The organism is Roseateles hydrophilus (genome assembly GCF_026712245.1).
Taxonomy (GTDB): domain Bacteria; phylum Pseudomonadota; class Gammaproteobacteria; order Burkholderiales; family Burkholderiaceae_C; genus Pelomonas; species Pelomonas hydrophilus.
In genome coordinates this window covers 476,834-502,103 of the sequence record NZ_JAPPUY010000004.1, presented here as the reverse complement: position 1 = coordinate 502,103, position 25,270 = coordinate 476,834, and the positions used below count along the sequence as shown (strand labels likewise).

The following is a 25,270-nucleotide window of genomic DNA, read 5'->3' as shown; positions in this document are numbered from 1 at the left end:
AGGCGCTAGCCAGGGTGTCGCAACAGCGCCGACGCCGCTGCCACCACCGCCTGCACCGTTATGCCGAAGTGCGCGTACAGCGCCGCAGCCGGCGCCGATTCGCCGAAGGTGTCGATGCCCACCACGGCGCCCTCCAGCCCGACGTATTGGCGCCACGGCCCGGTGACGCCGGCTTCCACGGCCACGCGTGGCACGCCGGCGGGCAGCACGCTGGCACGCCAGGCGGCGCTCTGCCGCTCGAAGGTGAAGCAGGACGGCATGGACACGACGCGGGCGTTCACGCCTTGCTCGGCCAGCCGTTGGTGCGCCTGCACGGCCAGGTCCAGCTCGGAGCCGGTGGCGATCAGCACCAGTTGCAGCGGGCTGTCGGTGACCTCACGCACGAGCACGTAGCCGCCGCGCTGGATGTCGGCCAGCGCCTGGGCGTTGCGCGGCTGGTGCGGCAGGTTCTGGCGCGACAGGATGAGCGCGGTGGGCGTGTGGCGGTGGCGCACGGCGGTCTGCCAGGCCACGAGCGTCTCGACGGCATCACCCGGTCGCCAGACGTCCAGGTTGGGCACCATGCGCAACGTGGCGACCTGCTCGACCGGCTGGTGCGTGGGGCCGTCCTCGCCCAGGCCGATGGAGTCGTGCGTGAACACGTAGATGGGATTGGTGCGCATCAGCGCGGCCATGCGGATGGCGTTGCGGGCGTACTCCGAAAACATCAGGAAGGTGCCGCCAAACGGCCGGTAGCCGCCGTGCAGCGCGATGCCGGTCTGGATGGCGACCATCGCGAACTCGCGCACGCCGTAGTGCAGGTAGTTGCCGCCAGTGGCAGCTTTCTCGACCGAGCGGCAGCCCGCCCATTGCGTGAGGTTGGACGGCGCCAGGTCGGCCGATCCGCCCAGCAGTTCAGGCATGCCGGGCGCGAGCGTGTTGATGCTGTTCTGCGAGGCCTTGCGCGACGCGATCGTCTCGGCCTTGGCAGCGACGGCGGCGAGCTGGGCGGCGGCTTGCTCGTCGAAGCCGGCGGGCAGGTCGCCGCGCATGCGGCGCATGAACTCGGCCGCGCGCGGGTGCGTGGCGAGCAGGGCTTCCCAGGCGCGCTGGGCAGCGGCGCCGCGCTCGCGGGCGTCCAGCGGCGCGCGGGCCTCGGCGGGCACGACGAAGGGCGGGTGCGGCCAGTTCAGCGCGTCGCGCACGGCCGCCACTTCGGCAGCGCCCAGCGGCGCGCCGTGCACGTCGTGGCCGCCGGCCTTGTTGGGTGAGCCCTGGCCGATGGTGGTCTTGGCGCAGATCAGCGTGGGCTTGCCGATGTCTTCGGTCGCTGCGTTCAGCGCCGCGTCGATGGCGTCAAAGTCGTGACCGTCGACATTGCGGATCACGCGCCAGCCATAGGCCTCGAAGCGGGCCGGCGTGTCGTCGCCGAACCAGCCTTTGACGTCGCCGTCGATGGAGATGCCGTTGTCGTCGTAGATGACGACGAGCTTGCCCAGGCCCCAGGTGCCGGCCAGCGAGCAGGCCTCGTGCGAGAGGCCTTCCATCAGGCAGCCGTCGCCGACGAAGACGAAGGTGCGGTGGTCGACAAGGGCGTTGTCTGCTGTGTTGAACTCGGCGGCCAGCAGCTGCTCGGCCAGCGCCATGCCCACCGCGTTGGCCAGGCCCTGGCCCAGCGGGCCGGTGGTCGTCTCCACGCCGGGCGTCAGGCCCACCTCGGGGTGGCCGGGCGTCTTGCTGTGCATCTGGCGGAAGTTGCGCAGCTCCTCGATGGGCAGGTCGTAGCCGGCGAGGTGCAGCAGCCCGTACAGCAGCATGGAGCCGTGGCCGTTGGACAGCACGAAGCGGTCGCGGCCGGGCCAGGTCGGGTCGGCCGGGTTGTGGCGCAGGTGGCGGCTCCACAGCACGGCGGCGATGTCGGCCACGCCCATGGGCATGCCGGGGTGGCCGGAGTTGGCCTGCTGCACGGCGTCGATGGCGAGCAGGCGCAGCGCGTTGGCGGCGAGGGTGAGGTCTTGCATGGTGTTCAGGCTTGGATGGAGCGGATCAGCTGTTCCAGCGTCTCGGTGTCGGCGATGAACTGCTGGATGCCTTCGTTGAGCTTCTCGTGGGCCATGGCGTCGGCGGCCAGTGCGGCGTGGAACTGGGCTTGCGTCAGGGCGGCGGGCCGCGGTTCGATGCGCCCGTCGTGGGACAGGCGGCGTGCTACCGGTGTGCTCGCACCGGCCAGCTCGGCCAGCAGCGCGGGGCTGATGGTCATCAGGTCGCAGCCGGCCAACGCCAGGATCTGGCCGCTGTTGCGAAAGCTCGCGGCCATCACCTCGGTCCTGATGCCGTGGCGCTTGTAGTGGCGGTAGATCTCGACGACGGAGCGCACGCCAGGATCGTTGGGGCCGGCCATCGCGGCTTCGTCCCAGCTCTTGCCGGCGGTCTTCTTGAACCAGTCGTAGATGCGGCCCACGAAGGGCGAGATCAGCTGCACGCCCGCATCGGCGCAGGCCTGGGCCTGGGCCAGGCTGAACAGCAGCGTCAGGTTGGTGCGGATGCCTTGCTGCTCCAACGCGCGCGCGGCCTGGATGCCTTCCCACGTGGACGCCAGCTTGATGAGCACGCGCGCTCGCGGCACGCCGGCGGCCGCGTACAGCGCGATGAGGCGCTGGGCGGTGGCGACCGAGGCCGCCGTGTCGTGCGAGAGGCGCGGGTCGATCTCGGTGGACACGCGGCCCGGCACGAGCTTCAGGATCTCGACGCCGAACGCCACCAGCAGATGCTCGGCCACCGTCGTCGCGCTGGCGCCCGGCTGGGCCGCCACGGCCTGCGCCAGCAGCGTGCGGTAGCGCGGCTGCTGCACGGCCTTTAGCACGAGGGAGGGGTTGGTCGTCGCGTCCTGCGGGCGGAATGCGCCAAGCTGGTCGAAGTCGCCCGTGTCGGCGACGACGGTGGTGTGTTGGCGGAGGAGGTCGAGGCTGTTCATGGGCGAAGCGCGGCCCTGCCGTCCAACGACAGCATGAGCCTGTGCAGTTGAGAAATGGGTTAGCTGAACTCGCTGCGCAGCGCCGCGTACAGGCGCTGGAAGCGTTCAAAGCGAGGCTTCAGTGCGGCAGCCAGCGAGGGGTCGGGATCGGCGATGCGGGCGATGTCGGGCGTGCGGCAGACCTCGTCCACCGTGCCGCCCGTGGCCAGCCACGCCAGGCGGGCGGCGCCGAGCGCACCGCCGGCTTCGGCGCCGACACCGTTGACCAGGCGCACGTTCAGCAGTGACGCGAGCAGCTGGGCCCACCATTCGCTGCGCGCACCGCCGCCCACCAGCCAGAGTTGTTCTGCATGGCCGCCGCCAGCCTGCAACGCTTGCCAGCCGTCCAGCAGTGCGAAGCCCACGCCTTCGAGCACGGCGTAGCCCATCTCGGCGGCGCCATGCTCGTGCGTGAGGCCGAAGAACACGCCCTGCGCGTTGGCGTTGTTGTGCGGCGTGCGTTCACCGCTGAGGTAGGGCAGGAAGATCGGCGCCTGCTGCCGCTGCGTGTCGGTCAAGGCTGCAGCCTTGGCGATGAGGTCGGCCTCGCCGCCCGGCATGCCCAGCATCAGCGTGACCCAGCGCAGCGCACTGGCGGCGCTGAGGATGACGCTCATCTGGTGCCAGGTGTTCGGCAGCGCGTGGCAGAAGGCATGCACCGCCCGCGCCGGGTTGGGGCTGAACGCCTCATTGCACAGGAAGATGACGCCGGACGTGCCCAGCGACAGGAAGCCGTCGCCGGGCTTCACGACGCCCATGCCGACGGCGCTGGCCGCGTTGTCGCCGCCGCCGCCAGCGACGGGGATGCCTGCCGGCAGGCCCCAGCGCGTGGACAGCTCGGCCTTCAGTGTCGCGCTGGCTTCGCTGCCTTCGACGAGGCGCGGCATGTGGCTTTCATTGAGGCCCGTCAGCGCAAGGGCGACGGGTGACCAGCGGCGCTGGGCGACGTCCAGCCACAGCGTGCCGGCGGCGTCGCTCATCTCGCTCACCGCTTCGCCGGTCAGCTGCAGGCGTAGCCAGTCCTTGGGCAGCAGCACCTGGGCCACGCGGGCGAACAGCTCGGGTTCATGCTGGCGCATCCACGCCAGCTTGGGTGCCGTGAAGCCCGGCATCGCGAGGTTGCCGGTGATGGCCGGCAGCTCGGGGCAGGCGGCCATCATCTCGGCGCACTGCGGGCCGCTGCGGCCGTCGTTCCACAGGATGGCCGGGCGCAGCACCGCGCCGGCTGCGTCCAGCGTCACGGCGCCGTGCATCTGGCCGGACAGGCCGATGCCCCGCACCTGCGCGAGCGCAGCGCCGTGGTCTTGCTTGAGCTTGGCCATGCCGGCATCGAGCGCGGCCCACCAGTCGGCGGGGTTCTGCTCACTCCACAGCGGCTGCGGCCGCTGCACGGTGAGCGCCACGCCGGTGGTGGCGATGATCTGGTGCTGCTCGTTGAGCAGCAGCAGCTTGATCTCGGAGGTGCCGAGGTCGATGCCAAGAAACATGGTGTCTTGAATTCGGTATTGGGCTTTCGGGCCGAGCGCCGGGCCGCCCCAAGCCGGCCCGTCAGGCGATGTGCTTGCGGCCCAATGCCGCAAGCATCGCCATCCCCTCGGGGGATCGATCAGCTCGCCACGCGTTCAGCAGGGCGAGCTGGGCGAGGGGTCAAACAAACGCGTTGACGATGTTCTCGAGCCGCTCTTGACGGCCCGAACGCGGCTGGGGCGAGATGCCTTGCGCGTGAACCAGCGAAGCCAGATCGTCTAGCGAAGCACCGCCGGTGATCTTCTTGCCCAGGTCACCTTCCCAGCCCGCATAGCGGTCGGCCACGGCCTTCTCCAGCTGGCCGCTCTCGTACAGCGCGGCGGCGGCCAGGAAGGCGCGGGCCATGGTGTCCATGCCGCCGATGTGACCTTCCAGCTGGTCGATCGGGTCGATGGACTGGCGGCGCACCTTGGCGTCGAAGTTGGTGCCGCCGGTGGTGTAGCCACCCGCGCGGATCATCTCCAGCATGGCCGGCACCAGCTGCACGTGGTTGTTGGGGAACTGGTCGGTGTCCCAGCCCAGCTGCTCGTCACCGCGGTTGGCGTCCAGCGAGCCGAAGATGCCCAGGGCGCAGGCGGTGGCCACTTCGTGCTCGAAGCTGTGGCCGGCCAGCGTGGCGTGGTTCACCTCGATGTTGACCTTGACCTCGTTCTCCAGGCCGTAGGTCTTCAGGAAGCCGTAGACCGTGGCGCTGTCGTAGTCGTACTGGTGCTTGGTGGGCTCCTGCGGCTTGGGCTCGATGAGGATGGTGCCCTTGAAGCCGATCTTGTGCTTGTGCTCGACGACCGAGGTCAGGAAGCGGCCGTAGTTGGCCATCTCGCGCTTGAGGTTGGTGTTCAGCAGGGTCTCGTAGCCTTCACGGCCGCCCCACAGCACGTAGTTGGCGCCGCCCAGGCGGTTTGTCCACTCCAGCACGTGCTTCACTTGGGCGGCGGCGTAGGCGTAGACCTCGGGGTCGGGGTTGGTGGCCGCGCCGCTCATGAAGCGGCCGTGCGAGAACAGGTTGGCCGTGCCCCACAGCAGGCCGACCTTGCCGTCCTGCATCTTCTTGGCGGCGGCTTCCAGCAGGCCGTCGAGGATGCGGTTGGACTCGGCCAGCGTGGCGCCTTCCGGGGCCACGTCGCGGTCATGGAAGCACCAGTAGGGCAGGCCCAGCTTGCCGAAGAAGTCGAACGCGGCGTCCAGCTTCATGTAGGCGGCCTTGACCGGGTCGGCCTCGTTGAACCAGGGGCGCTGGAACACGGTGTTGCCCAGACCGAATACGTCCTCGCCCTTCCAGCAGAAGTTGTGCCAGTAGCAGACGGCGGGGCGCAGGTGCTCGGCCAGCGTCTTGCCCAGCACGACGCGCTGGGCGTCGTACCAGCGGTAGGCCAGCGGGTTGGTGGACGAGGGGCCTTCGTATTGAACGACGGGGAGATCGGAATAGGCGGTGCTCATGGTGAGGTCCTTACTGCGGGGATAGTTTGTGGAGGGGGAGGGTCAGGCGGCCGCTGGCGCCACACCGGCCTGGAGGCGGCGTTGGGCGAGGTCGTCGGCCATCTGCAGGGTGGTTTGCTTGGTGAGCTTGTTGGCGAGCAGGCAGACGGTGCAGGCGGCAAAGCAGAAGCCGACGCCGAAGCTGGACATGACGCGGTAGCCCTCGATGGCGTTGGCGGCCGTCGGGTTCTGCGTGTCGTAGCCGAAGAAGCCGGCCAGGCACCACAGGAAAACGGCCGAGCCCAGCGCCAGGCCCGACTTCAGCGAGAAGCCGATGGTGGCGAACACCATGCCGGTGAAGCGGCGGCCGGTCTGCCACTCCGAGTAGTCGGCGGCGTCGGCGTACATGGCCCACATGACGGCGATGGTCGGCGCGTAGAACACGGCGCCGAGCACGTGCAGGCCCAGCATCAGCCAGACGGCGTCGGGCGGCAGCAGGTACATCGCGCAGGCCGCGACGGTGGACAGCGCGAAGCCGACCGTGGCGACCGCGCGCTTGCCGTAGGTGGCCGACAGGCCGGCGGACAGCATGATGACCACCAGCGTCGTGCCGAAGCCGGCCATGTTGATGATGCTGTTGAACACGTCGGCGACGTTGGAGCTGGCCAGGCTGTCGCGTGTGCCGTGCACGATGTAGCCCAGCCAGTCGGCCAGGCTGCCGGTGGGGTTGGGGTCGGGCGTGGTCAGGCCGAGCGCGGCAACGAAGTCGAACATCGCCGCCTTGTCGACATAGTGGTGGTAGTAGTTGAAGTGGGCGCCACCGCGCAGCGTCAGCATGCCGAAGTTGAAGACCGTGTAGCAGACCAGCGCGATCCACGGGCCGTTCTTCAGCAGGTCGAGAAAGTCCTCCTTGGGCGAGGCCTTGGTTTCCACGATGGGCTGGATGCGCTCCTTGGTCGTGAAGAAGGTGATGAGGAACAGCACCAGGCACAGCACGGCCCAGATCGTCATCGTGACCTGCCAGCCGTGGGCGCGGTCATGGCCCTGCGCGAACTTGGCCACCAGCGGCAGCGTGAAACCGCCGACGATGAACTGCGCCACGTTGACCGACACGAAACGGTAGGAGTTGAGCTTGGTGCGTTCGTTGAGGTCACCCGTCATGACGCCGCCCAGCGCCGAGTAGGGCATGTTGTTCATCGAGTACAGCGTCATCAGCAGCGTGTTGGTGATGCCGGCGTACGCGATGACCATGCCGGTGCTCCAGCCCCAGCTGGGGTCGGGCGTGGTGTAGGCCGCGATCATGACCACGCACCAGGGGATCGTCGTCCACAGCACCCAGGGGCGGAACTTGCCCCAGCGCGTGTTGGTGCGGTCGGCCAGCACGCCCATGACGGGGTCGAACAAGGCGTCCCACAGCCGCGGCCACAGCAGGATGGCGGCCGCCGTGTTGGCCGACAGGCCGAACACGTCCGTGTAGAAGTTCAGCTGGAACAGCACCATCGTCATGAAGACGAAGTTCGCCGCGGCGTCGCCGCAGCTGTAGCCGGCCTTCTCGAGGAAGGAAAGTCGATGGTGGGTCATAGGTCTCCGGTCTTGTGATGTCGCGGCCCGTCGAGGGGCTCTCGGGAATCAGGGCTTGGCTTCGTAGCTCAGGTAGTCGAAGTCAGCATGCTTGCGCGTGCCGGCCAGGTCCTGGCAGGCGATGCCGACGAAGTTGCCGGTGAAGCCGAAGCTGCTGGCAAAGCCGTTGACGAAGCGCGTGGCGTATTCGTCGCTGAGCATGGCCGTGTCCAGTGCCGGGCCGAAGGGCTGCCAGGCAGCGTCGCCCTGGCGGAACGAGAACTGGTAGGTGTCGTGGCTGAACTCCACGGCGAGGTCCACGGGCCCGTCAGCCAGCGGCACGGGCGCGGCGGGGCCGCTGATGGCGGCGTCACGGTTGACGGTCAGGTAGAGCACGCGCTGCGTGCTGTCGGGCTCGCAGGTGATGTGCAGGTAGGCGTGGTTGCGCGTGTTGTAGTACGCCACCAGGCCGGCCATCTGGTGGAAGCTCTCGGGCGCGAAGTCCACGCGCGTTTCGACGCGGCAGTTGAAGTGCTGCTGGCGGCGCGCGACCAGGCTCTGGTCGAACAGGCTCATCAGCGACTCACGACCCGTCAGGCGCAGGTGGCCGGGGCGGGCGGTCAGCGACGCCCAGCTGTCGTCGAAGGGCTTGCGCAGCGAGTTCAGGTGGCCGTTGAAGACCGGCGTGTCGAAGTCGTCGCGCGCGGCCTCGGCGGGGAAGGGGTGGGCCGGCAGGCTGGGCAGCTCGACGTTGACGCTGGGCTGTTGGCCATGGCCGCCAACGATCTCCGGCCAGTCATCGTCGCGCCAGCGGATGCGCTGCAGTGCCGTCTCGCGGCCCAGCGGGCAGTGCAGGCCTTCGTAGCCGTTCTCGGGGCGGTTGGCGGCGGCGTGCGGGCCGCTGCGCTCCAGCGGGCGGCCGCACAAGTGGGCCAGGAACCATTCGCCGTCGGCCGTCTCCACCAGGCTGGCGTGGCCGCTGCGCTGCAGGCCGTCTGTCTGCTTCTGCCAGGCCGTCAGCAGCGGGTTGCCGGGCAGGGTTTCGTAGGGGCCATCCAGCTGGCGCGAGCGGGCCAGCGTCACGGCGTGCTCGTAGAAGGTGCCGCCCTCGGCCGTCAGCAGGTAGTACCAGCCGTTGCGGCGGTAGATGTGCGGGCCTTCCACCACGCCCAGCTCGGTGCCGCGGTAGATGTTCTTGATCGGGCCCACGAGCTTCTTCTGCGCGTGGTCGTACTCCTGCAGCAGGATGCCGTTGAAGTGGTTCTTGCCGGGCCAGTGCGTCCATTGCTGGTTGACCAGCCACTGGCGGCCGTCGGCGTCGTGGAAGAGGCTGGGGTCGAAGCCCGAGCTGTTCAGGTAGATGGGCTCGCTCCACGGGCCGTCGATGCTGGGCGCGGTGATGAGGTAGTTGTGCGTGTCCTTGAACGCGCCGATGGTGGAGCGCACGTCGGTGTAGATCAGCCAGAACTGGCCGCCCGCGTAGGTCAGGCAGGGCGCCCAGACGCCGGCGGAGTCCGGGTGGCCGGTCATGTCGAGCTGGCTGGTGCGCGTGCAGGCGTAGCTGTGGTGGCGCCAGTTCACCAGGTCCTTGGAGTGGTGGATGCGCACGCCAGGCCACCACTCGAAGGTGGAGGTGGCGATGTAGTAATCGTCGCCGTCCGGGCCCGGAACGCGGCAGATGGAGGGGTCGGCGTGGAAGCCCGGCAGGATGGGATTGGCGATCATCTTCAGGTGGTCAGGGGAAGCAGGGAGACCGGGCGGCGCTGCGGCCGGCCGGCATGGAAGAGCAGGGCGCCGATGGCAACGAGGCCCCCGGCAGCGGTGGCGGCCTGGGCGGCACCGGACAGCTTGGCGGCGGCGACGCAGGCGTCCCAGTTCGCGGTGATCAGCCACAGCAGCGCCGCACCCAGCAGGGCCAGCGCCGCGCCGGCGCCGAGCAGCGGGCGATGGGGGCGGTTGAAGTCGGGCATGCCGCCCAGATCGACACGCGCGAAGCCGTTGCGAAACCACAGCCAGAAGATGGCCAGGCTGGTCAGGTGCATGGCGCCGGCATAGACGAAGGCCCAGTGCTGCGTGCCGGTCCATTGCACGGTCAGTGCCGTCAGCAGCGTGATGAACATGCCGCCGATGCCGCCCGCCGTGGCGCCCAGGCCGATGACGGCGCCCGAGACCTGCGTGGGGAAGAGGTCGGTGGCCGAGGTCAGCAGGTTGGCCGACCAGGCCTGGTGGCAGGCGGTGGCCAGCGTGATCAGCGCCACGCACACGGCGAAGCTGTCGGTGCTGTAGGCCAGGATGCTGGCCGGCATGCAGGCGGCGAACAGGCCCATGGTCGTGAGCCGCGCCCGGCCCACCGGCCAGCCGCGCTGGGTGAGGTGGCCCGACAGCCAGCCGCCCAGGATGGAGCCGACGCTGGAGCCCAGGTAGATCAGCGCCACGAGGCCCGCGCTCTTCAGCGGGTTCTGGCCGCGCTCGCGCTCCAGGTAGGACGGCAGCCAGAATAGGAAGAACCACCACACCGGGTCGGTCAGCAGCTTGCCCAGCAGGAAGGGCCAGATCTGGCGATAGCGCAGCAGCGCCGTCCACGGCAGGCGCAGCGCGTCGGTGGCGGGCGGCTGGCCGGCGCGGATGTGGGCCAACTCGGCCGCCGACACGCCGGCATGCTGTTCCGGCGTCTGGAAGCCGCGCTGCCAGAACACCAGCCACAGCAGACCGGCCGCGCCGATGGCGATGAAGGCGGCCTGCCAGCCGAAGCTGATGGCCAGCCACACGGTCAGCGGCGACGCGATGATGCCCAGCGCTGTGCCGGCGTTGAACAGGCCCGTGGCCAGCGCGCGCTCCTGCTGCGGGAACCACATCGCCACGGCCTTGATGGCGGCGGGGAAGTGCGCCGCCTCGGCCATGCCCAGCAGGAAGCGCACAAGCACCAGGCCCAACACACCGGCCACCAGGCCATGCGCCGCCGAGGCCAGCGACCACAGGATCAGCGCCACGGCCAGGCTGCGCTTGACGCCGAAGCGGTCGATGGCCGTGCCGATCAGCGGCGGGAAGGCCGCATAGGCGGCCGTGAAGGCGAAGGTGATCCAGCCGTAGTCGGCGTCCGTCAGCGCCAGGCCGCCGGCTTCGAGCGGTTGCTGCAGCCGGGTCTTGAGCACCGACAGCGCGTTGCGGTCGATGTAGTTGATCGTGGTGGCCGCGAACAGCAGCGCGCAGATCCACCAGCGCGTGCGGCCCGGTGCCGCCGACATGCCTGCCCTCATCACGCAGCCCTTGCGCAGCGGCTGGTAGCGCTAGCGATGTGCCGGGTAAACCCGTGTCGCCGGGGCGACCTGCGGGTTGATCCGGGGGGGGCGTGTTTCAAACGATGTCTCCGAGGGAAGCGCCGCTGCGAATGTGGGGTTGTGGCGGCTTGCGGGATGCAAATGTAGCGCTACCATTTGGATTTGCGCAAGCCGGAATTTCGCGCATCCGGCGCGGCGCACCCTTGGAGACGGGATGAACACCTTTTTTGCAAGACTGGGTGGCCTGCTGCTGGCCACGGCCTTGGCGCTGCTGCCCGGCTGGGCTGCGGCTGAGGATGGCTACGAGCTGTGGCTGCGCTACCGGCCGCTGGCCGCGCCGGCCCTGGCGCAATTGCAGACGCAGGCGCGCCGCATCGTGCTGGCGGCGCCGGACTCGCCCACGCTGCGGGCCGCCGTGGCGGAGCTGCAGCGCGGCGTGGCCGGCATGGCCGGGCGGGCGCCGGCCTTGCGCGGCAGCGTGGCGCCAGGGGCGCTGCTGTTGGCGCTGCCGGGCCGGGCGCCGGCCGGCGTCAGCGTCGACTGGGCGGCGCTGGGCCCCGAGGGCTATGTGCTGCGCAGCCTGGTGCTGCAGGGCCGGCGCGTGACGCTGATCGCCGCCAGCACCGACCGCGGCCTGCTGTACGGCAGCTTCGCCTGGCTGCGCGCGGCGCAGACCGGCGCCGACCTGTCGCGGCTGAACGAGCGCTCGGTGCCCAAGGTGGGCCTGCGGCTGCTCAACCACTGGGACAACCTGGACCGCCATGTCGAGCGCGGCTATGCCGGCGCGTCGCTGTGGGACTGGTGGCGCCTGCCCGACATCGTCGATGCGCGCTACACCGACTACGCCCGCGCCAACGCGTCGCTGGGCATCAATGGCGCCGTGCTGAATAACGTCAATGCCAAGGCGGACTCGCTGACGGCGCCCTACCTCGCCAAGGCGGCGGCGCTGGCGGACGTGTTCCGGCCCTGGGGCGTCAAGGTCTGGCTGTCGGCGCGCTTCTCGGCACCGCGCGAGCTGGGCGGGCTCAAGACCTCGGACCCGCTGGACCCGGCCGTGCGCGCCTGGTGGCAGGCCAAGGCGGCCGAGATCTACCGACTGATTCCCGACTTCGGCGGCTTCCTCGTCAAGGCCAACTCCGAGGGACAGCCCGGCCCGCAGGACTACGGTCGAAGCCATGCCGACGGCGCCAACATGCTGGCCGAGGCGCTCAGCGCCCACGGCGGCGTCGTCATGTGGCGCGCCTTCGTCTACGCGCCCGAGGCCAAGGACCGTGCGGCCCAGGCCTTCGACGACTTCAAGCCGCTGGACGGCCAGTTCGCGCCCAACGTCATCGTGCAGGTGAAGAACGGCCCCATCGACTTCCAGCCGCGCGAGCCCTTCCACCCGCTGTTCGGCGCGATGCCCAAGACGCCGCTGGCGCTGGAACTGCAGATCACCAAGGAGTACCTGGGCTTCTCGACCCACCTTGTGCACCTGGGCCCGCTGTTCGAGGAAGTGCTGAAGGCCGACACCCATCACGGCACCACGGTGGCGGGCGCCGTGAAGGCCATCGCGGGCGTGGCCAACATCGGCACTGATCGCAACTGGAGCGGCTCGCAGTTCGACCAGGCCAACTGGTACGCCTTCGGCCGCCAGGCGTGGGACCCGGACCTCGCCGCCGCCGACGTTGCCCGCGAGTGGGTGGCGCAGACCTTCACGGCCCGCCCGGCGGCGCGTGATGCCATCGTGGCGTTGATGGCGGACTCGCGCGAGGCCGTCGTGGACTACATGACGCCGCTGGGCCTGCACCACCTGATGGGCACCGGCCATCACTACGGGCCGGCGCCCTGGGTGGACAACCTGGAGCGCGCCGACTGGAACCCGACCTACTTCCACCGCGCCTCGCGCAGCGGCATCGGCTTTGACCGCAGCGCCCGTGGCAGCAAGGCCGTGGCGCAGTACGCGCCGGCGCTGGCGCGCAGCTGGGGCGACCCGCGCACCACGCCGCCGGAGCTGCTGCTGTGGTTTCACCACCTGCCCTGGGACCACGCCATGCCCTCGGGCCGCACGTTGTGGGCCGAGCTCGTCGCCCGCTACGACCGTGGCGTGGCCACGGTGGACAGCATGGCCCGGCGCTGGGCGGCCTTGAAGCCCGACATCGACCCGCAGCGCCATGCCGAGGTGACGGCCTACCTGACCGTGCAGGCGCGCGAGGCGCGCTGGTGGCGCGATGCCTGCATCGCCTACTTCCAGTCGGTCTCGGGCCTGCCCCTGCCGGCCGGCACGCGGCCACCCGAACGCAGCCTGGCGGACTACCAGGCGCTGCAGTTTCCTCATGCGCCGGGGCGCTGAGTTCGCGTCACCATGGGCTTGGTAGAGAATCACGCCCGCAGCCATGCCGCGCTCCAGCGGCGGCCAAGAACAACGATGAGTCGAGGTGCAGAGTGAAGCCAAACGCGCGCCAGGGTCGCAGCACCAAGGTCGCCACCATTGCCGACGTGGCCGGTCTGGCCGGGGTGTCGCCGATGACGGTGTCGCGGGTGGTCAACGGTGAGCTCAATGTGCGCCCCGGCACACGCGAGAAGGTGCAGGCCGCCATCGCGCAGCTGAACTACGTGCCCAACCAGGCGGCCCGCCGCCTCGCCGGTTCGGAGCCCATCCGCATCGGCATGCTCTACATCGATCCGACGGCCGGCTACCTTAACGAGTTCCTCATCGGTCTGCTGAACAAGGCCAGCCTGCGCCATGTGCAGCTCATCGTGCAGCGCTGCGATGCCGCGCGTGACGGTGAGGAGGCGCCGGTGGCCGAGATGATTGCCAACGGCATCGACGGCCTCATCCTGCCGCCACCGTTCTGCGATTCGCAGCCGCTGCTGCAGCTGGTGGCCCGCACCGACACGCCCGCCGTGGTCGTTTCCGCCGGCCAGCCGCCGGCGGATGTCTGCGCCGTCGGCATCGACGACTATCAGGCCGCCTACGAGATGACGCGCCACCTGCTGAACCTGGGCCACCACCGCCTGGGCTTCATCATCGGTGACCCCTACCAGAGCAGCGCCGCGCGCCGCCTGGCGGGCTTCCACGCCGCGATGGCCGATGCCGGCCTGAACATCGAGGAAGAAGAGGTGGTGGCCCAGGGCATGTTCACCTACCGCTCGGGCCTGGATGCCGCCGAGCAGCTGCTGTCGCAGGAACGCCGCCCCACGGCCATCTTCGCCAGCAACGACGACATGGCCGCTGCCACCGTCGCCATCGCGCACCGGCTGGGCCTGGACGTGCCCAGCGACCTGACTGTCGTCGGCTTCGACGACGCCCCCCTGGCCACGACCATCTGGCCCGAACTCACCACCGTGCGCCAGCCCATCATGGAGATGGCCGGCGCGGCGGTGGATCTGCTGGTGCGCCACATCAAGGCGCGCCGCTCTGGCGAGTCTCTGCCCTGCGAGCACGAGCTCAAGGATTTCGAACTGGTCCGACGCCAGTCCGACGCCGCCCCGCGCCTGCGCCCGCCGCTGCGCCTGGGAGCCGGTGCCTGACCTCGTCCCCCTGCTCGCGGCCCGATACCGGGCCCGCTCCGCCATGCAAGAACTGACCGGACTGCGCTTCAAGCGCCTTCTGCTGACCGGCGCTGCCGGTACCCTGGGCCGCATGCTGCGCCCGCGCCTGAAGCGCTACTGCGAGACGCTGCGCGTCTCCGACCTCGCTGCGATGGAGCCCGCCGGTGACGGCGAGGAAGTCGTCATCGCGCCGCTGGAAGACGAGGCCGCGATGCTCGCGCTGCTGGAGGGCGTGGATGCCGTGCTGCACTTCGGCGGCGTGTCCGTCGAGAAGCCGTTCTCCACCGTGCTGCCGGCCAACATCGTGGGCGCCTACAACCTCTACGAAGCCGCGCGCCGCCAAGGTACCAAGCGCATCGTCTTCGCCAGCTCCAACCACGTCACCGGCTTCTACGGCCAGGGCGAGACCATCCTGGCCAACGTCGTGCCGCGCCCGGACAGCTTCTACGGCTTGTCCAAGGCCTTTGGCGAGAACCTGGCGCAGTACTACTTCGACCGCCACGGCCTGGAGACCGTCAGCATCCGCATCGGCTCCTGCCTGCCCGAGCCGCAGGACCGCCGCCACCTGGCCAGTTGGCTCAGCCACGACGACATGGAGCGCCTGCTCGTCGCCGCCTTGAGCGCGCCCGTCGTGGGCCACAGCATCGTCTACGGCTGCAGTGACAACCGCACCACCTGGTGGGACAACGCCCAGGGCCGCCACGTCGGCTACCGGCCGCAGGACAGCTCCGAGCCCTGGCGCGCACAGCTGGAGGCCCAGCAACCCCACATCGACCCCACGCGCCCCGAGGCCCGCTACCAGGGCGGCGTCTTCGTGACGCAGGGGCCGTTCCCCTTCGCCGGCCAGCCGGGCGGAGAGGGCGCATGAGCCACGTGCACGGGCCGGCCATCCCCTTCCAGCCTGCATCGCGGCTGCCGGACGCGGCCTTCGAGATCCTCGCGCCCGAGGGCCGCGAGCTGCGCCTGTTCTCCGCCTGTGTGGAGCAGCTCGCCACCGGTCTGCAGTGGGCCGAAGGGCCGGTGTGGTTTGGCGACGGGCGCTACCTGCTGTGGTCTGACATCCCCAACGACCGCATCCTGCGCTGGGACGACTGCAGCGGCCAGGTCAGCGTGTTCCGCCAACCGGCCGGCAACGCCAACGGCCATGCGCGTGATGCGCAGGGCCGGCTCATCAGCTGCGAGCACCTGGGCAGGCGCATCACGCGCACCGAGTTCGACGGCCGCATCACCGTGCTGGCCGACCGCTTCGACGGCAAGCCATTGAACTCGCCCAACGACATCACCGTCGCGCCCGACGGCGCCATCTGGTTCACCGACCCGGAGTTCGGCATCAGCGGCGATTGGGAAGGCGCGCCGGCCGAGCGCGAGCAGCCGCATGGCGTCTACCGGCTCGACGGCCAGACGGGCGAACTGCAACGTGCCATCGACGACCTCGCCGGCCCCAACGGCCTGGCCTTCACGCCCGAAGGCCGGCTGCTGGTGGTGGAAAGCCGCGCGCAGCCGCACCGGTTGATCTGGTCGTACGCGGTGAGCGGCGCAACGGTCAGCGACAAGCGTCTGCTGATCGACGCCCAAGGCCCTGGCGCCTTCGACGGCATCGCGCTGGACACGCAGGGCCGCATCTGGTGCGGCTTCGGCGGCGGCGGCCAGCCGGGCGTGGACCCGGCGCCGCTGGACGGCGTGCGCGTCTACAGCCCGCAGGGCCAGCCGCTGGCCCACATCCACCTGCCCGAGCGCTGTGCCAACCTGTGCTTCGGTGGCGCCAAGGGCAACCGGCTCTTCATGGCCAGCAGCCATTCGCTGTATGCCCTCTATGTCCATGCCCGAGGTCTTGTCCGTTGAACGCTGAACCTGCCGTCACCCAACGCGAGTACGGCCGTCTGCCCGACGGCCGCGTCGTCCACGAATACCGCCTCGACAACGGCCGCGGCCTGGTGCTGACGGCGCTGGACTGGGGCGGCATCGTCACCGGTCTGTGGGCGCCTGATTTTTCGGGTCGATCTGACAACGTTGTCTTGAGCCTTGCCAGCCTGGACGCCTACCTGGCCGGTGCGGGCTCGCACCTGGGCGTCATCGCGGGGCGCTATGCCAACCGCATTGCCGGCGGCAGCTTCGTGCTCGACGGCCAGCGCCATCAGCTCGTCACCAACGACGGCCCCAACTGCCTGCACGGCGGCCCGGCCGGCTTTGGCGCGTCGCTGTGGCACGCGCAGCCGGCGTCCGATGGCAGCGCCAGCCTCACGCTGGCTCTGCACAGCCCGCATGGCGACATGGGCTTCCCTGGCGCGATGGATGTGCGCGTGCGCTACACGCTGGGCGCGGACATGAGCTGGCGCGTGGACTACGAGGCCACGACGGACCGGCCCACGGTGGTCAACCTGACCTCGCATGCCTACTTCAACCTCGGCGGCGCCCGGGCCGGGTCGGCCCTGGGGCACCGCTTGCAGCTGCTGGCCAGCCGCTACACCGTGCCCGGGGCGCACAGCATCCCGCTGCACCATGCGCCGGTGGCGGGCACGCCGTTCGATTTCCGCGCCGAGCGCGTCATCGGCGGCGAGATGGGCTATGACCACAACTGGCTGCTGGACCATCCGCTGGACGGCCAGCTGCATGACGCTGCACGCTTGGTGGATCCGGTGTCGGGCCGCTGGATGAGCATGGCCACCACCGAGCCGGCGCTGCAGTTCTATGCCGGCATTTGGATGGATGGATCGCTCGGCAGCGCCGATGGCGTGCGCTACACGCGCGGGGCCGGCGTCTGCCTGGAGACCCAGCACAGCCCCGACTCGCCCAACCGCCCGGTGGGGCCGGACTGGCCGTCGACCGTGCTGCGCCCGGGCGAGGTGTTCCGTTCAGCCACGCTGCACCGCTTCGGCCACGATCCAGTCTGAGCGGGCTCCGCCGTCGCGGAAGGGCTCTATGGCCGGCGGCGGTGGTTTCGGTTAGGGTCATTGCAGACGCACTTGGAAGCTTGCACGCATGGCCTTACCGCGCATTGATGAACGACGCCGCCAGGCCCTGGCCTGCCTGCTGGCCGCCGGCCTGCCGCTGGGCTGCAGTGCGCCGGGGCCGGTGCGGCTGGGCTTTGTGGCGGAGCTCAATGACACCTCGTCCGATCTGGCGCGCACCGCACGCAACGGCGCCTTGCTGGCCGTGCAGGCGGCCAACGAGGCAGGTGGCGCGCTCGGGCCGGTTGAGCTGGTGGTGCGCGATCTCGGCGCCACGCCCGCCGATGCGCAGCGCGCCGTCGAAGAGCTGACGCAGGCCGGCGTGGTTGCCGCCATCGGCGCCGTGACCAGCGTAGGCACGCAGCGCCTGCTCGACGCCGCCACGCCACGGGGCTTGCTGCTTGTGTCGCCCACCGCCAGTTCGCTGGACTTGCACGGCCACGACGACCTGCTGTTCCGCATCAACGGCACCACGCGTGACAACGGGCTGGCCTATGCGCGCCGCTGTGCCGAGAAGCGCGGGCTGCGCCGGGTGGCGGTGGCCAGGACGGCCCGCAACAAGAGCTTTGCGGACAGCTGGGCCCGCGAGTTCACGACGGCGCTGACAGGCTTGGGCGGCCAGGTCGTGCAGCAGGTGGACTTTGATTCGCTGAGCGACTCGCTGGTGGAGGTGGCCAGGCAGCTGGCGCAGCTGGCCGGCGTGCAGGCCATCGTCATCATCGGCAACGCGGTGGATGCCGCGCGGCTGACGCAGCTGCTGCGCAAGCAGCGGGCGGATCTGCCCATCCTGGTGTCCGAGTGGGCGGCGTCGGAGCAGTTGCTGGAGCTTGGCGGCCAGGCCGTGGAGGGGGTGGAGCTCATCCAGCTCTACGACCGGCACGACCAGTCCGCGCGGTTCACGCGCTTCACGCAGCGCTACGAGAAGCAGTTCCGGGAGATGCCCGGCTTCGGCAGCGTGGGCGGGCATGACGCGGCCACGGCGGTGCTGGACGCGCTGCGCCGCAAGGCGCACGCCATGGCGCTGAAAGACGCCCTGCGCACGCAGGGCCCGTTCGACGGGCTGCAGCAGCCGGTGGCCTTCGATGTCAACGGCGACAACCTGCAGCGCAAGCCATTCTTCGTGACCATCCAGACGGGCAAGTTTGTGCCGGCGGTCGGCGCCTGAGCGCGGTGAGCAAAAAAACGGCGGTCTGCTCGCGCAGCCGCCGAAAGTGACAGGACACCCCACCAACCCGGGGCACCCGACCAGAGAACTGTTGGGTTGGCACGAATTGTGAGCGCTATCTTTTGTGTTGCCAAGTGCTTGAGGGCATCACACTTTTCGCTATGAGGGCTTTGGATGGCGGCGCTAACAGCCGCACGCCTCACTGGGCCGTGCAGCGTCGCTCCAGCAACGGCAGCGGGAAGAAGTCCGCCATGGCTTGGTAGCCGGCCAGTGACGGATGGAGTCCGTCGTTGTCGAACTCCCGGCGCAGGTGGGTGGGCCGGGCCGGATCGCGCATCAGGCTGTCGAAATCCACGACGGCGTCGAAGCGGCCGGGCACGCGTATCCATGCATTCAGCGCCTGCCGATCTGCCTCGTTCTCAGGCCCCGGCTGGTAGTAGCCACTGCCGCCGTAGGGCATGACAGTGCCGATGAACAGGCACACGCCCCGTTCGCGCGCCTGGGCTGCGAGCATGGTCAGGCCTTGCTTCAACTCGGCCAGCAGTGCCGCACGCGAGTCGGGCGTCGTGGCGCGCTGGCGATGGCTGCTGCCCAGGTCGTTGACGCCTGCCAACAGCATCACGTGCGTGACGCCGCTGCGTGACAGCGCGTCGCGCTCGAAGCGCGACAGCAGTCGGGGCCCGAGGCCATCCTGCAACAGCCGGTTGCCGCCGATGCCCGTGTTCACGACCGAACCCGGCCGGCCCTGCGCGGTGAGGCGGCGGGCGAGGGCGTCCGTCCAGCGCTGGTAGCTGCCGGGCGGCACACCGTAGCCATCGGTGATGGAGTCGCCGGTGGCCACCAGCACCGGCTGCGGCGCCGCGCCGCCCACATCCACCGCAGCCAGGTGCCACCAGCCCGGCTGGGCAGCGGCATCCGGCCAGTCGACCGTGTCTGCATGTGGGCCCGGCAGCGCCCAGCTGTGGATGCGGGCGCCCGGGTGCACCGTCGCCTGCGCGGGCGACGCGACGATGTGCATCTGCACCGCCACGTCGGCCAGGGCCGGCAGTTCCAGGGCGACCGGGTCGCTCCAGGCTTCCTCGCCGGGGCCCAGCACGAGCTCGCGCTGGCCTCGGAAGCGCAGCGGCGTCACAGGGCCGTTCTGCAGCACCGGCCTGCCGCTCTCGCTACCCGGCTGGACCCGCGCCACGCTTGCCGCACCCAGCCGCAGCGGCTCGCGCCCGAACAGGTTGCTGATCTGCACGCGCAGCGTCTGCCCCGCGGCGGTCGTCCGCACGATCTGGCGAAGGCTGACATCGCGCAGCGGCGCCTGCCACGCGACCGCCGCCCCCGGGGCGGTGGGTGCGGGCTGCTGCTCCAACTGGGCGCTGCCCCAGGCGGCGAGCCACGGCGCGGGGCCGGCACTGCGTGGCGTGGCCCCGCATCCGACCAGCAGCAACGCGATGGCTGCCCAGGCGCCCCAAAGCCGATGCGGGTGCGGGCGGGTGGGCGGGGCAAGCTGCGGCGTCATGCGGGCGTCTCCTGGTGTTTTGCAAAATGATATCGCTATCAATTTGCTCAGGTGCGGGAGGGTTCGCTTGGCGTTGCGCTGTGAGTACTGTATAAATAGACAGCTTCAACGAAAGGCCCACACCATGCTCAGCCAGTACCGCCAGACCTACACCCCCAGCCGCCCGCTGCCGCGCTGGTTGCAGCGCCTGATCAGCTGGCTGTGACGGCGTGATGCGCAGGCCGGCAGGCTGCACGTCAGCCCTGCCGTGGCCCAGAAACGAAAAAGCCCAGCGGGGTGCGCTGGGCTTTGTTGGGTGTCTGGTGCCGGCAAGAGGAGTCGAACCCCCGACCTTCGCATTACGAATGCGCTGCTCTACCAACTGAGCTATGCCGGCCTTGTGGTTCGCAGTGCTGCGGCCCTCAAGAGCCCGCCATTATAGCCACTATTTTTGAGCTGCCTCGCGGTGGTACGCGGCGATGCGTTCAACCTCGTTTTTCGAGCCCAGCGCCACGGCCACGCGTTCGTGCAGCTTGGTGGGGTTGAGGTCCATGATGCGTTCGGTGCCGTTGACGGCGGCGCCACCGGCCTGCTCGATGAGGAAGGCCATCGGGTTGGCTTCGTACATCAGGCGCAGCTTGCCGGGCTTGTCGGGCTCGCGCTGATCCCAGGGGTACAGGAACACGCCGCCTCGGGTCAGGATGCGGTGCACGTCGGCCACCATGCTGGCCACCCAGCGCATGTTGAAGTCCTTGCCGCGGGGGCCGGTGGAGCCGGCCAGGCACTCGTCGATGTAGCGACTCACCGGCGGCGCCCAGTGGCGCATGTTGGACATGTTGATCGCGAACTCCTTGGTGTCGTCCGGGATCTTGACCTCATCCTGCGTCAGCACCCAGGAGCCGGTCTCGCGGTCCAGCGTGAACATCGCGACGCCGTCGCCCACGGTCAGCACCAGCATGCTCTGCGGGCCGTAGACGCAGTAGCCAGCCGCAGCCTGCTGCTTGCCGGGCTGCAGGAAGTCCTCCTCCGACACGCCGCGCGAGTGGCCCACCTTGCGCAGCACGCTGAAGATGGTGCCGATGGACACGTTGACGTCGATGTTGCTGGAGCCGTCCAGGGGATCGAACAGCAGCAGGTACTCGCCCTGCGGGTAGCGGTTGGGCACGACGTAGATGCTGTCCATCTCCTCGCTGGCCATGGCGGCGAGGTGGCCGCCCCATTCGTTGGCCTCGATGAGCACCTCGTTGGCGATGATGTCCAGCTTCTTCTGGACTTCGCCCTGCACGTTCTCGCTGCCGGCGGAGCCGAGCACGCCGCCCAGGGCGCCCTTGTTGACGGCGATGGCAATGCGCTTGCAGGCGCGGGCGACCACCTCGATCAGCAGCCGCAGTTCCTGCGGGATGTGGCCGTGCTCGCGCTGCTGTTCGATGAGGTATTGGGTGAGACTGGTCTGTCGTGACATGGGACTGCTCTTAGTTGCCTGAAGCGAGTGCGCGTTCGACGATTTCGCGAACGTCGGTGGACAGATCCGGCTTGGCCGCCACGCGCGCCACGGCCTCGCGGGCGGCGCTGCGGTAGGGCTCGGCCAGCACCGACCAGCGGTCCATCGCGCGGGCGATGCGGCTGGCCAGCTGCGGGTTGATCGCGTCCACGGCCAGCACCTGTTCTGCCCAGAATACGTAGCCGCCCGCGTCAGCGCGATGAAATGCCGCCGGGTTGAACATGCACAGGCTGCTCAGCAGGCTGCGCGCGCGGTTCGGGTTCTTCAGCGTGAAATCGGCATGCTTGGTCAGCGCCTTGGCGCGGGCGAACACGCGGCCTTCGCTCTCCGGTGCACGGGCCTGCAGCGCGAACCACTTGTCGATCACCAGCGCGTCGTCCTTGAACAGCGCATGGAAGCGCTCCAGCGCGGGCTGCGCCAGCTCGGCACCGGCGTTGACCAGCGCGGCCAGCGCGCCGAGGCGGTCCGTCATGTTGGACGCGTCCTTGAAGCGCTGGTAGGCCTTGCCGGGCCACACGGTGTCGCCGGTGGCCTGTGCATCGAGCACGAGCATGGACAACGCCAGGTTGGCCAGCGCGCGCTTGCCGCTGGAGACCGGATCCGGCGTGTAGCCGCCGGCGATCTGGTTGGTCTCGAAGGTGGCGGCCCAGTCGTCGCGCAGCGCGCTGGCGAGCTGCTGTTGAGCTGCCATGACCGCGGCGTGGATGGCCTGCGGGTCGACGACGTCCAGCTGCTCGGCGATGTAGGCCTCGCCCGGCAGCGTCAGTGCCAGTTCCTTGAAGGCGGCGTCAAGCTCAGGGTGGTTGAGCAGGCCGCGCATCGCGTCGATGAATACGGGGCTGAGCTGCAGCGGCTGGCCGGCACGCAGCGCATGCAGGATGCGGTTCAGCGCCAGGCGCTGGCTGGCTTCCCAGCGGTTGAACGGGTCGCTGTCGTGGCGCATCAGCACCAGCAGCGCGGCGTCGCTGAGGCCGTCGTCCAGCACCACCGGCGCCGAGAAGCCGCGCAGCAGCGACGGCACCGGCTCGGCGTCGATGTTCTCGAAGACGAAGGTCTGCTCGGCCTGGTCCAGCACCAGCACGGTCTCGGTGTCGCCCGCGGCGTTCAGCGCCAGCGCGGCGCCATGGCGGTCCAGCAGACCCATGACGACGGGAATGACCTGCGGCAGCTTGGTCGGCTGGCCCGGCGTCGCGGGTGTGTGCTGTGCCAGGCGCAGCGTGTAGGTGCGGGCGGCGGCGTCGTGCTCGCCGTGCGCCTTCACGCGCGGCGTGCCGGCCTGGGAGTACCAGCGCTTGAAGGCGTCCAGCCGCGTGGCCAGCGCCGAGCCGGGGTTGGCGTCGGCGATGGCCTGCGCGAAGTCGTCGCAGGTCACAGCCTGGCCATCATGGCGCTCGAAGTACAGCTTCATGCCGGCCTCGAAGCCCTTGCGGCCGACCAGCGTCTGGTACATGCGGACGACTTCCGAGCCCTTCTCGTAGACGGTGGCCGTGTAGAAGTTGTTGATCTCGCTGTAGCTGTCCGGGCGCACCGGGTGGGCCATGGCGCCGCTGTCCTCGGGGAACTGCAGCGCGCGCAGCTGGCGCACGTCCTGGATGCGGCACACCGCGCGGGCCGACGCGCTGCCGGCCATGTCCATCGAGAACTCCTGGTCGCGGAAGACGGTCAGGCCTTCCTTCAGCGACAGCTGGAACCAGTCGCGGCAGGTCACGCGGTTGCCGGTCCAGTTGTGGAAGTACTCGTGCGCGACGATGGACTCGATGCGGGCGAAGTCGGCATCCGTCGCGGTGGCCGGCGAGGCGAGCAGGGCGGCCGTGTTGAAGATGTTCAGGCCCTTGTTCTCCATCGCGCCCATGTTGAAGTCGGACACGCCGACCACCATGAAGCGCTCCAGATCCAGCGGCAGGCCGAAGCGGGCCTCGTCCCAGACGATGGACGCGATGAGGCTGTTCATCGCGTGCTCGGTCTTCTCCAGGTCGCCGCGGCGGACAAACACCTGCAGCAGGTGGTCCTTGCCGGCGCGGGTGCGCACGCGCTGCTCGCGCGCGACGAGGTCGCCCGCGACGACGGCGAACAGGTAGCTGGGCTTGGGGAAGGGGTCGTGCCACACGGCGAAGTGGCGACCGTTCTCCAGCGTGCCGCTGTCCGTCAGGTTGCCGTTGGACAGCAGCACCGGGTACTTGGCCGCGTCGGCGCGCAGCGTGACCGTGTAGACGGCCATCACGTCCGGGCGGTCCAGGAAGTAGGTGATGCGGCGGAAGCCCTCGGCCTCGCACTGCGTGAAGAAGCTGCCGCCCGACGTGTACAGGCCCGACAGCGCGGTGTTCTTCTCCGGCGCGATGGTGTTGCGGATCTCCAGCGCGAAGTCGTCGTCGGGCGGGTTGTCGATGACCAGCTCATGGCCTTCCTGGCGGAAGGACACGCCCGCGCCGTTGATGAGGGCGCGCAGCAGGTTCAGTTCCTCGCCGTGCAGGCGCAGCGGGCCGTGTGGCACGGCGCGGTTGCGCTCCACCTGCATCTTGCTGGTGACGATGGTCTTGGCGGGGTCGAGGTCGAAGCTCAGGTCGACCTTGCGGATCCAGAACGGGGGCTGCTGGTAGTCCAGCCGCTGGATCAGGGGAGCGGTGCCTTCACGCATGAGGGGCTTCCTTGGGGAATCGAAAGAAAGAGGGCCGCAAGCGCGGCCCGGGCGGCATCAGATGCCTTGTTTAAGCGACTCGGTGATGAACTGGTCGAGATCGCCGTCCAGCACCTTCTGCGTCGCCGAGGTTTCGTAGTTGGTGCGCAGGTCCTTGATGCGGCTCTGGTCCAGCACGTAGGAGCGGATCTGGTGACCCCAGCCGACATCGGTCTTGGTGTCTTCCAGCTTCTGCTGCTCTTCCATGCGCTTCTTCATCTCATGGTCGTACAGGCGCGAGCGCAGGCGGCGCCACGCGACGTCGCGGTTGCTGTGCTGGCTGCGGCCGTCCTGGCATTGCACGACGATGCCGGTCGGGATGTGCGTCAGGCGCACTGCCGAGTCGGTCTTGTTGATGTGCTGGCCACCGGCGCCGCTGGCGCGGAAGGTGTCGGTGCGCACATCGGCCGGGTTGATGTCGATCTCGATGGAGTCGTCGACTTCCGGGTAGACGAACAGCGACGCGAACGAGGTGTGGCGGCCGCCGGACGAGTCGAACGGGCTCTTGCGCACCAGGCGGTGCACGCCGGTTTCGGTGCGCAGCAAGCCGAAGGCGTACTCGCCTTCCACCTTGATGGTGGCGCTCTTGATGCCGGCCACATCGCCCGGCGTCTCGTCTTCCATCGTGGCCTTGAAGCCCTTGCGCTCGCAGTACTTCAGGTACTGGCGCAGCAGCATGCCGGCCCAGTCGCAGGCCTCGGTGCCGCCGGCGCCGGCCTGGATGTCGATGAAGCAGTTGCTCGGGTCCGCCGGGTTGTTGAACATGCGGCGGAACTCGAGTTCCTCGACCTTGGCCTGCAGGGCCTTGGCGTCTTCCTCGATGGCCAGCATGCCGGCCTCATCGCCTTCTTCCTTGCTCATCTCGAACAACTCGGCGTTGTCGGCCAGCGAGGTCGTCAGGTGCGTGATCGTGTCGACCACGGTCTCCAGCGTCCGCTTCTCCTTGCCGAGCTCCTGGGCCCGCTTGGGGTCGTTCCAGACGTTGGGGTTCTCGAGGGCGGCGTTGACTTCGTTCAGTCGCAGTGCTTTGCGATCGAAGTCAAAGATACCCCCTTAGCGCGTCGGTGCGCGCTGAGAGGTCGGCAAGGCTGTTGCCGATTTGGTTGATGTGTTCGATGTCCATGACGGGCACAAGCGTGCAGTTCGGGAAAGGCCGCGATTTTTGCATGCGCCCGAGCAGGCACAC

18 protein-coding genes and 1 tRNA gene are annotated in these 25,270 nt (G+C 69.3%); 7 read left to right on the top strand and 12 right to left on the bottom strand.

Annotation, left to right across the window (positions count from 1 at the left end):
• Positions 1–5: 5 nt before the first annotated feature.
• The 7 genes from tkt to NYO99_RS17285 form a co-directional block, all read right to left on the bottom strand.
• Positions 6–2,000, bottom strand: a complete 1,995-nt coding sequence (gene tkt / locus NYO99_RS17315) for a transketolase (RefSeq protein WP_268168499.1) — start codon at positions 1,998–2,000, stop codon at positions 6–8.
• 5 nt (positions 2,001–2,005) lie between these two features.
• Positions 2,006–2,953 (bottom strand): transaldolase, encoded by a 948-nt coding sequence (gene tal / locus NYO99_RS17310; RefSeq protein ID WP_268168498.1) that lies wholly within the window; start codon positions 2,951–2,953, stop codon positions 2,006–2,008.
• Positions 2,954–3,012: 59 nt separating this feature from the next.
• A complete protein-coding gene (gene xylB, locus NYO99_RS17305; protein WP_268168497.1) occupies positions 3,013–4,479 on the bottom strand; it encodes a xylulokinase in 1,467 nt (488 codons plus the stop codon).
• Positions 4,480–4,639: 160 nt separating this feature from the next.
• Positions 4,640–5,956 (bottom strand): xylose isomerase, encoded by a 1,317-nt coding sequence (gene xylA, locus NYO99_RS17300; RefSeq protein ID WP_268168496.1) that lies wholly within the window; start codon positions 5,954–5,956, stop codon positions 4,640–4,642.
• A gap of 42 nt (positions 5,957–5,998) precedes the next feature.
• Entirely contained in the window at positions 5,999–7,516 is a 1,518-nt protein-coding gene (locus tag NYO99_RS17295; protein ID WP_268168495.1) for an MFS transporter, read from the bottom strand.
• A 48-nt stretch (positions 7,517–7,564) separates the two neighbouring features.
• Positions 7,565–9,220 (bottom strand): glycoside hydrolase family 43 protein, encoded by a 1,656-nt coding sequence (locus tag NYO99_RS17290; RefSeq protein WP_268168494.1) that lies wholly within the window; start codon positions 9,218–9,220, stop codon positions 7,565–7,567.
• A gap of 2 nt (positions 9,221–9,222) precedes the next feature.
• Entirely contained in the window at positions 9,223–10,752 is a 1,530-nt protein-coding gene (locus NYO99_RS17285; protein ID WP_268168493.1) for an MFS transporter, read from the bottom strand.
• 235 nt (positions 10,753–10,987) lie between these two features.
• On the opposite strand from NYO99_RS17285, the gene NYO99_RS17280 reads away from it, so the two are divergent.
• From NYO99_RS17280 to NYO99_RS17255, 6 genes are all read left to right on the top strand, one after another.
• Complete coding sequence (locus tag NYO99_RS17280; protein WP_268168492.1) at positions 10,988–13,105, top strand: alpha-glucuronidase family glycosyl hydrolase; 2,118 nt, start codon at positions 10,988–10,990, stop codon at positions 13,103–13,105.
• Positions 13,106–13,197: 92 nt separating this feature from the next.
• Positions 13,198–14,286, top strand: a complete 1,089-nt coding sequence (locus tag NYO99_RS17275; protein ID WP_268168490.1) for a LacI family DNA-binding transcriptional regulator — start codon at positions 13,198–13,200, stop codon at positions 14,284–14,286.
• Positions 14,287–14,329: 43 nt separating this feature from the next.
• Complete coding sequence (locus tag NYO99_RS17270) at positions 14,330–15,175, top strand: NAD-dependent epimerase/dehydratase family protein (RefSeq protein ID WP_268168489.1); 846 nt, start codon at positions 14,330–14,332, stop codon at positions 15,173–15,175.
• A complete protein-coding gene (locus NYO99_RS17265; RefSeq protein WP_268168488.1) occupies positions 15,172–16,149 on the top strand; it encodes an SMP-30/gluconolactonase/LRE family protein in 978 nt (325 codons plus the stop codon). The genes NYO99_RS17270 and NYO99_RS17265 overlap by 4 nt, the downstream gene beginning before the upstream one ends.
• Complete coding sequence (locus NYO99_RS17260; RefSeq protein WP_268168487.1) at positions 16,146–17,198, top strand: aldose epimerase family protein; 1,053 nt, start codon at positions 16,146–16,148, stop codon at positions 17,196–17,198. Before NYO99_RS17265 ends, NYO99_RS17260 begins: the two co-directional genes overlap by 4 nt.
• A gap of 88 nt (positions 17,199–17,286) precedes the next feature.
• On the top strand, positions 17,287–18,420 hold the full coding sequence (locus tag NYO99_RS17255) for an ABC transporter substrate-binding protein (protein ID WP_268168485.1): 1,134 nt from the start codon (positions 17,287–17,289) through the stop codon (positions 18,418–18,420).
• A 199-nt stretch (positions 18,421–18,619) separates the two neighbouring features.
• On the opposite strand, the gene NYO99_RS17250 is transcribed toward NYO99_RS17255, so the two are convergent.
• Positions 18,620–19,930, bottom strand: a complete 1,311-nt coding sequence (locus tag NYO99_RS17250; protein ID WP_268168484.1) for an SGNH/GDSL hydrolase family protein — start codon at positions 19,928–19,930, stop codon at positions 18,620–18,622.
• A 67-nt stretch (positions 19,931–19,997) separates the two neighbouring features.
• On the opposite strand from NYO99_RS17250, the gene NYO99_RS17245 reads away from it, so the two are divergent.
• Entirely contained in the window at positions 19,998–20,135 is a 138-nt protein-coding gene (locus NYO99_RS17245) for a hypothetical protein (protein ID WP_268168483.1), read from the top strand.
• A gap of 95 nt (positions 20,136–20,230) precedes the next feature.
• Here the strand turns inward: NYO99_RS17245 and NYO99_RS17240 are convergent.
• From NYO99_RS17240 to prfB, 4 genes are all read right to left on the bottom strand, one after another.
• Positions 20,231–20,306, bottom strand: a tRNA-Thr gene (locus tag NYO99_RS17240).
• Positions 20,307–20,354: 48 nt separating this feature from the next.
• On the bottom strand, positions 20,355–21,371 hold the full coding sequence (locus NYO99_RS17235) for a class 1 fructose-bisphosphatase (protein WP_268168482.1): 1,017 nt from the start codon (positions 21,369–21,371) through the stop codon (positions 20,355–20,357).
• Between the two features lie 10 nt (positions 21,372–21,381).
• The gene (pepN, locus tag NYO99_RS17230) at positions 21,382–24,045 is read right to left on the bottom strand and encodes an aminopeptidase N (protein ID WP_268168481.1); all 2,664 of its coding nucleotides are present in this window, start codon (positions 24,043–24,045) and stop codon (positions 21,382–21,384) included.
• Positions 24,046–24,102: 57 nt separating this feature from the next.
• Positions 24,103–25,207 (bottom strand): peptide chain release factor 2 gene (gene prfB, locus NYO99_RS17225; protein ID WP_268168479.1). Its coding sequence is split into 2 segments (ribosomal slippage): positions 24,103–25,125 and positions 25,127–25,207, totalling 1,104 coding nucleotides; the frame shifts between segments, so codons are not numbered across the junction.
• Positions 25,208–25,270 lie beyond the last annotated feature (63 nt).

What these genes read in the sequence shown, in the direction of transcription:
- tkt (WP_268168499.1), bottom strand. Translation starts at nt 2,000, where the DNA reads ATGCAAGACCTCACCCTCGCCGCCAACGCGCTGCGCCTGCTCGCCATC.
- NYO99_RS17250 (WP_268168484.1), bottom strand. Translation starts at nt 19,930, where the DNA reads ATGACGCCGCAGCTTGCCCCGCCCACCCGCCCGCACCCGCATCGGCTT.
- xylA (WP_268168496.1), bottom strand. Translation starts at nt 5,956, where the DNA reads ATGAGCACCGCCTATTCCGATCTCCCCGTCGTTCAATACGAAGGCCCC.
- NYO99_RS17280 (WP_268168492.1), top strand. Translation starts at nt 10,988, where the DNA reads ATGAACACCTTTTTTGCAAGACTGGGTGGCCTGCTGCTGGCCACGGCC.
- tal (WP_268168498.1), bottom strand. Translation starts at nt 2,953, where the DNA reads ATGAACAGCCTCGACCTCCTCCGCCAACACACCACCGTCGTCGCCGAC.
- NYO99_RS17295 (WP_268168495.1), bottom strand. Translation starts at nt 7,516, where the DNA reads ATGACCCACCATCGACTTTCCTTCCTCGAGAAGGCCGGCTACAGCTGC.
- NYO99_RS17270 (WP_268168489.1), top strand. Translation starts at nt 14,330, where the DNA reads ATGCAAGAACTGACCGGACTGCGCTTCAAGCGCCTTCTGCTGACCGGC.
- NYO99_RS17290 (WP_268168494.1), bottom strand. Translation starts at nt 9,220, where the DNA reads ATGATCGCCAATCCCATCCTGCCGGGCTTCCACGCCGACCCCTCCATC.
- NYO99_RS17285 (WP_268168493.1), bottom strand. Translation starts at nt 10,752, where the DNA reads ATGAGGGCAGGCATGTCGGCGGCACCGGGCCGCACGCGCTGGTGGATC.
- pepN (WP_268168481.1), bottom strand. Translation starts at nt 24,045, where the DNA reads ATGCGTGAAGGCACCGCTCCCCTGATCCAGCGGCTGGACTACCAGCAG.
- NYO99_RS17235 (WP_268168482.1), bottom strand. Translation starts at nt 21,371, where the DNA reads ATGTCACGACAGACCAGTCTCACCCAATACCTCATCGAACAGCAGCGC.
- NYO99_RS17265 (WP_268168488.1), top strand. Translation starts at nt 15,172, where the DNA reads ATGAGCCACGTGCACGGGCCGGCCATCCCCTTCCAGCCTGCATCGCGG.
- NYO99_RS17255 (WP_268168485.1), top strand. Translation starts at nt 17,287, where the DNA reads ATGGCCTTACCGCGCATTGATGAACGACGCCGCCAGGCCCTGGCCTGC.
- xylB (WP_268168497.1), bottom strand. Translation starts at nt 4,479, where the DNA reads ATGTTTCTTGGCATCGACCTCGGCACCTCCGAGATCAAGCTGCTGCTG.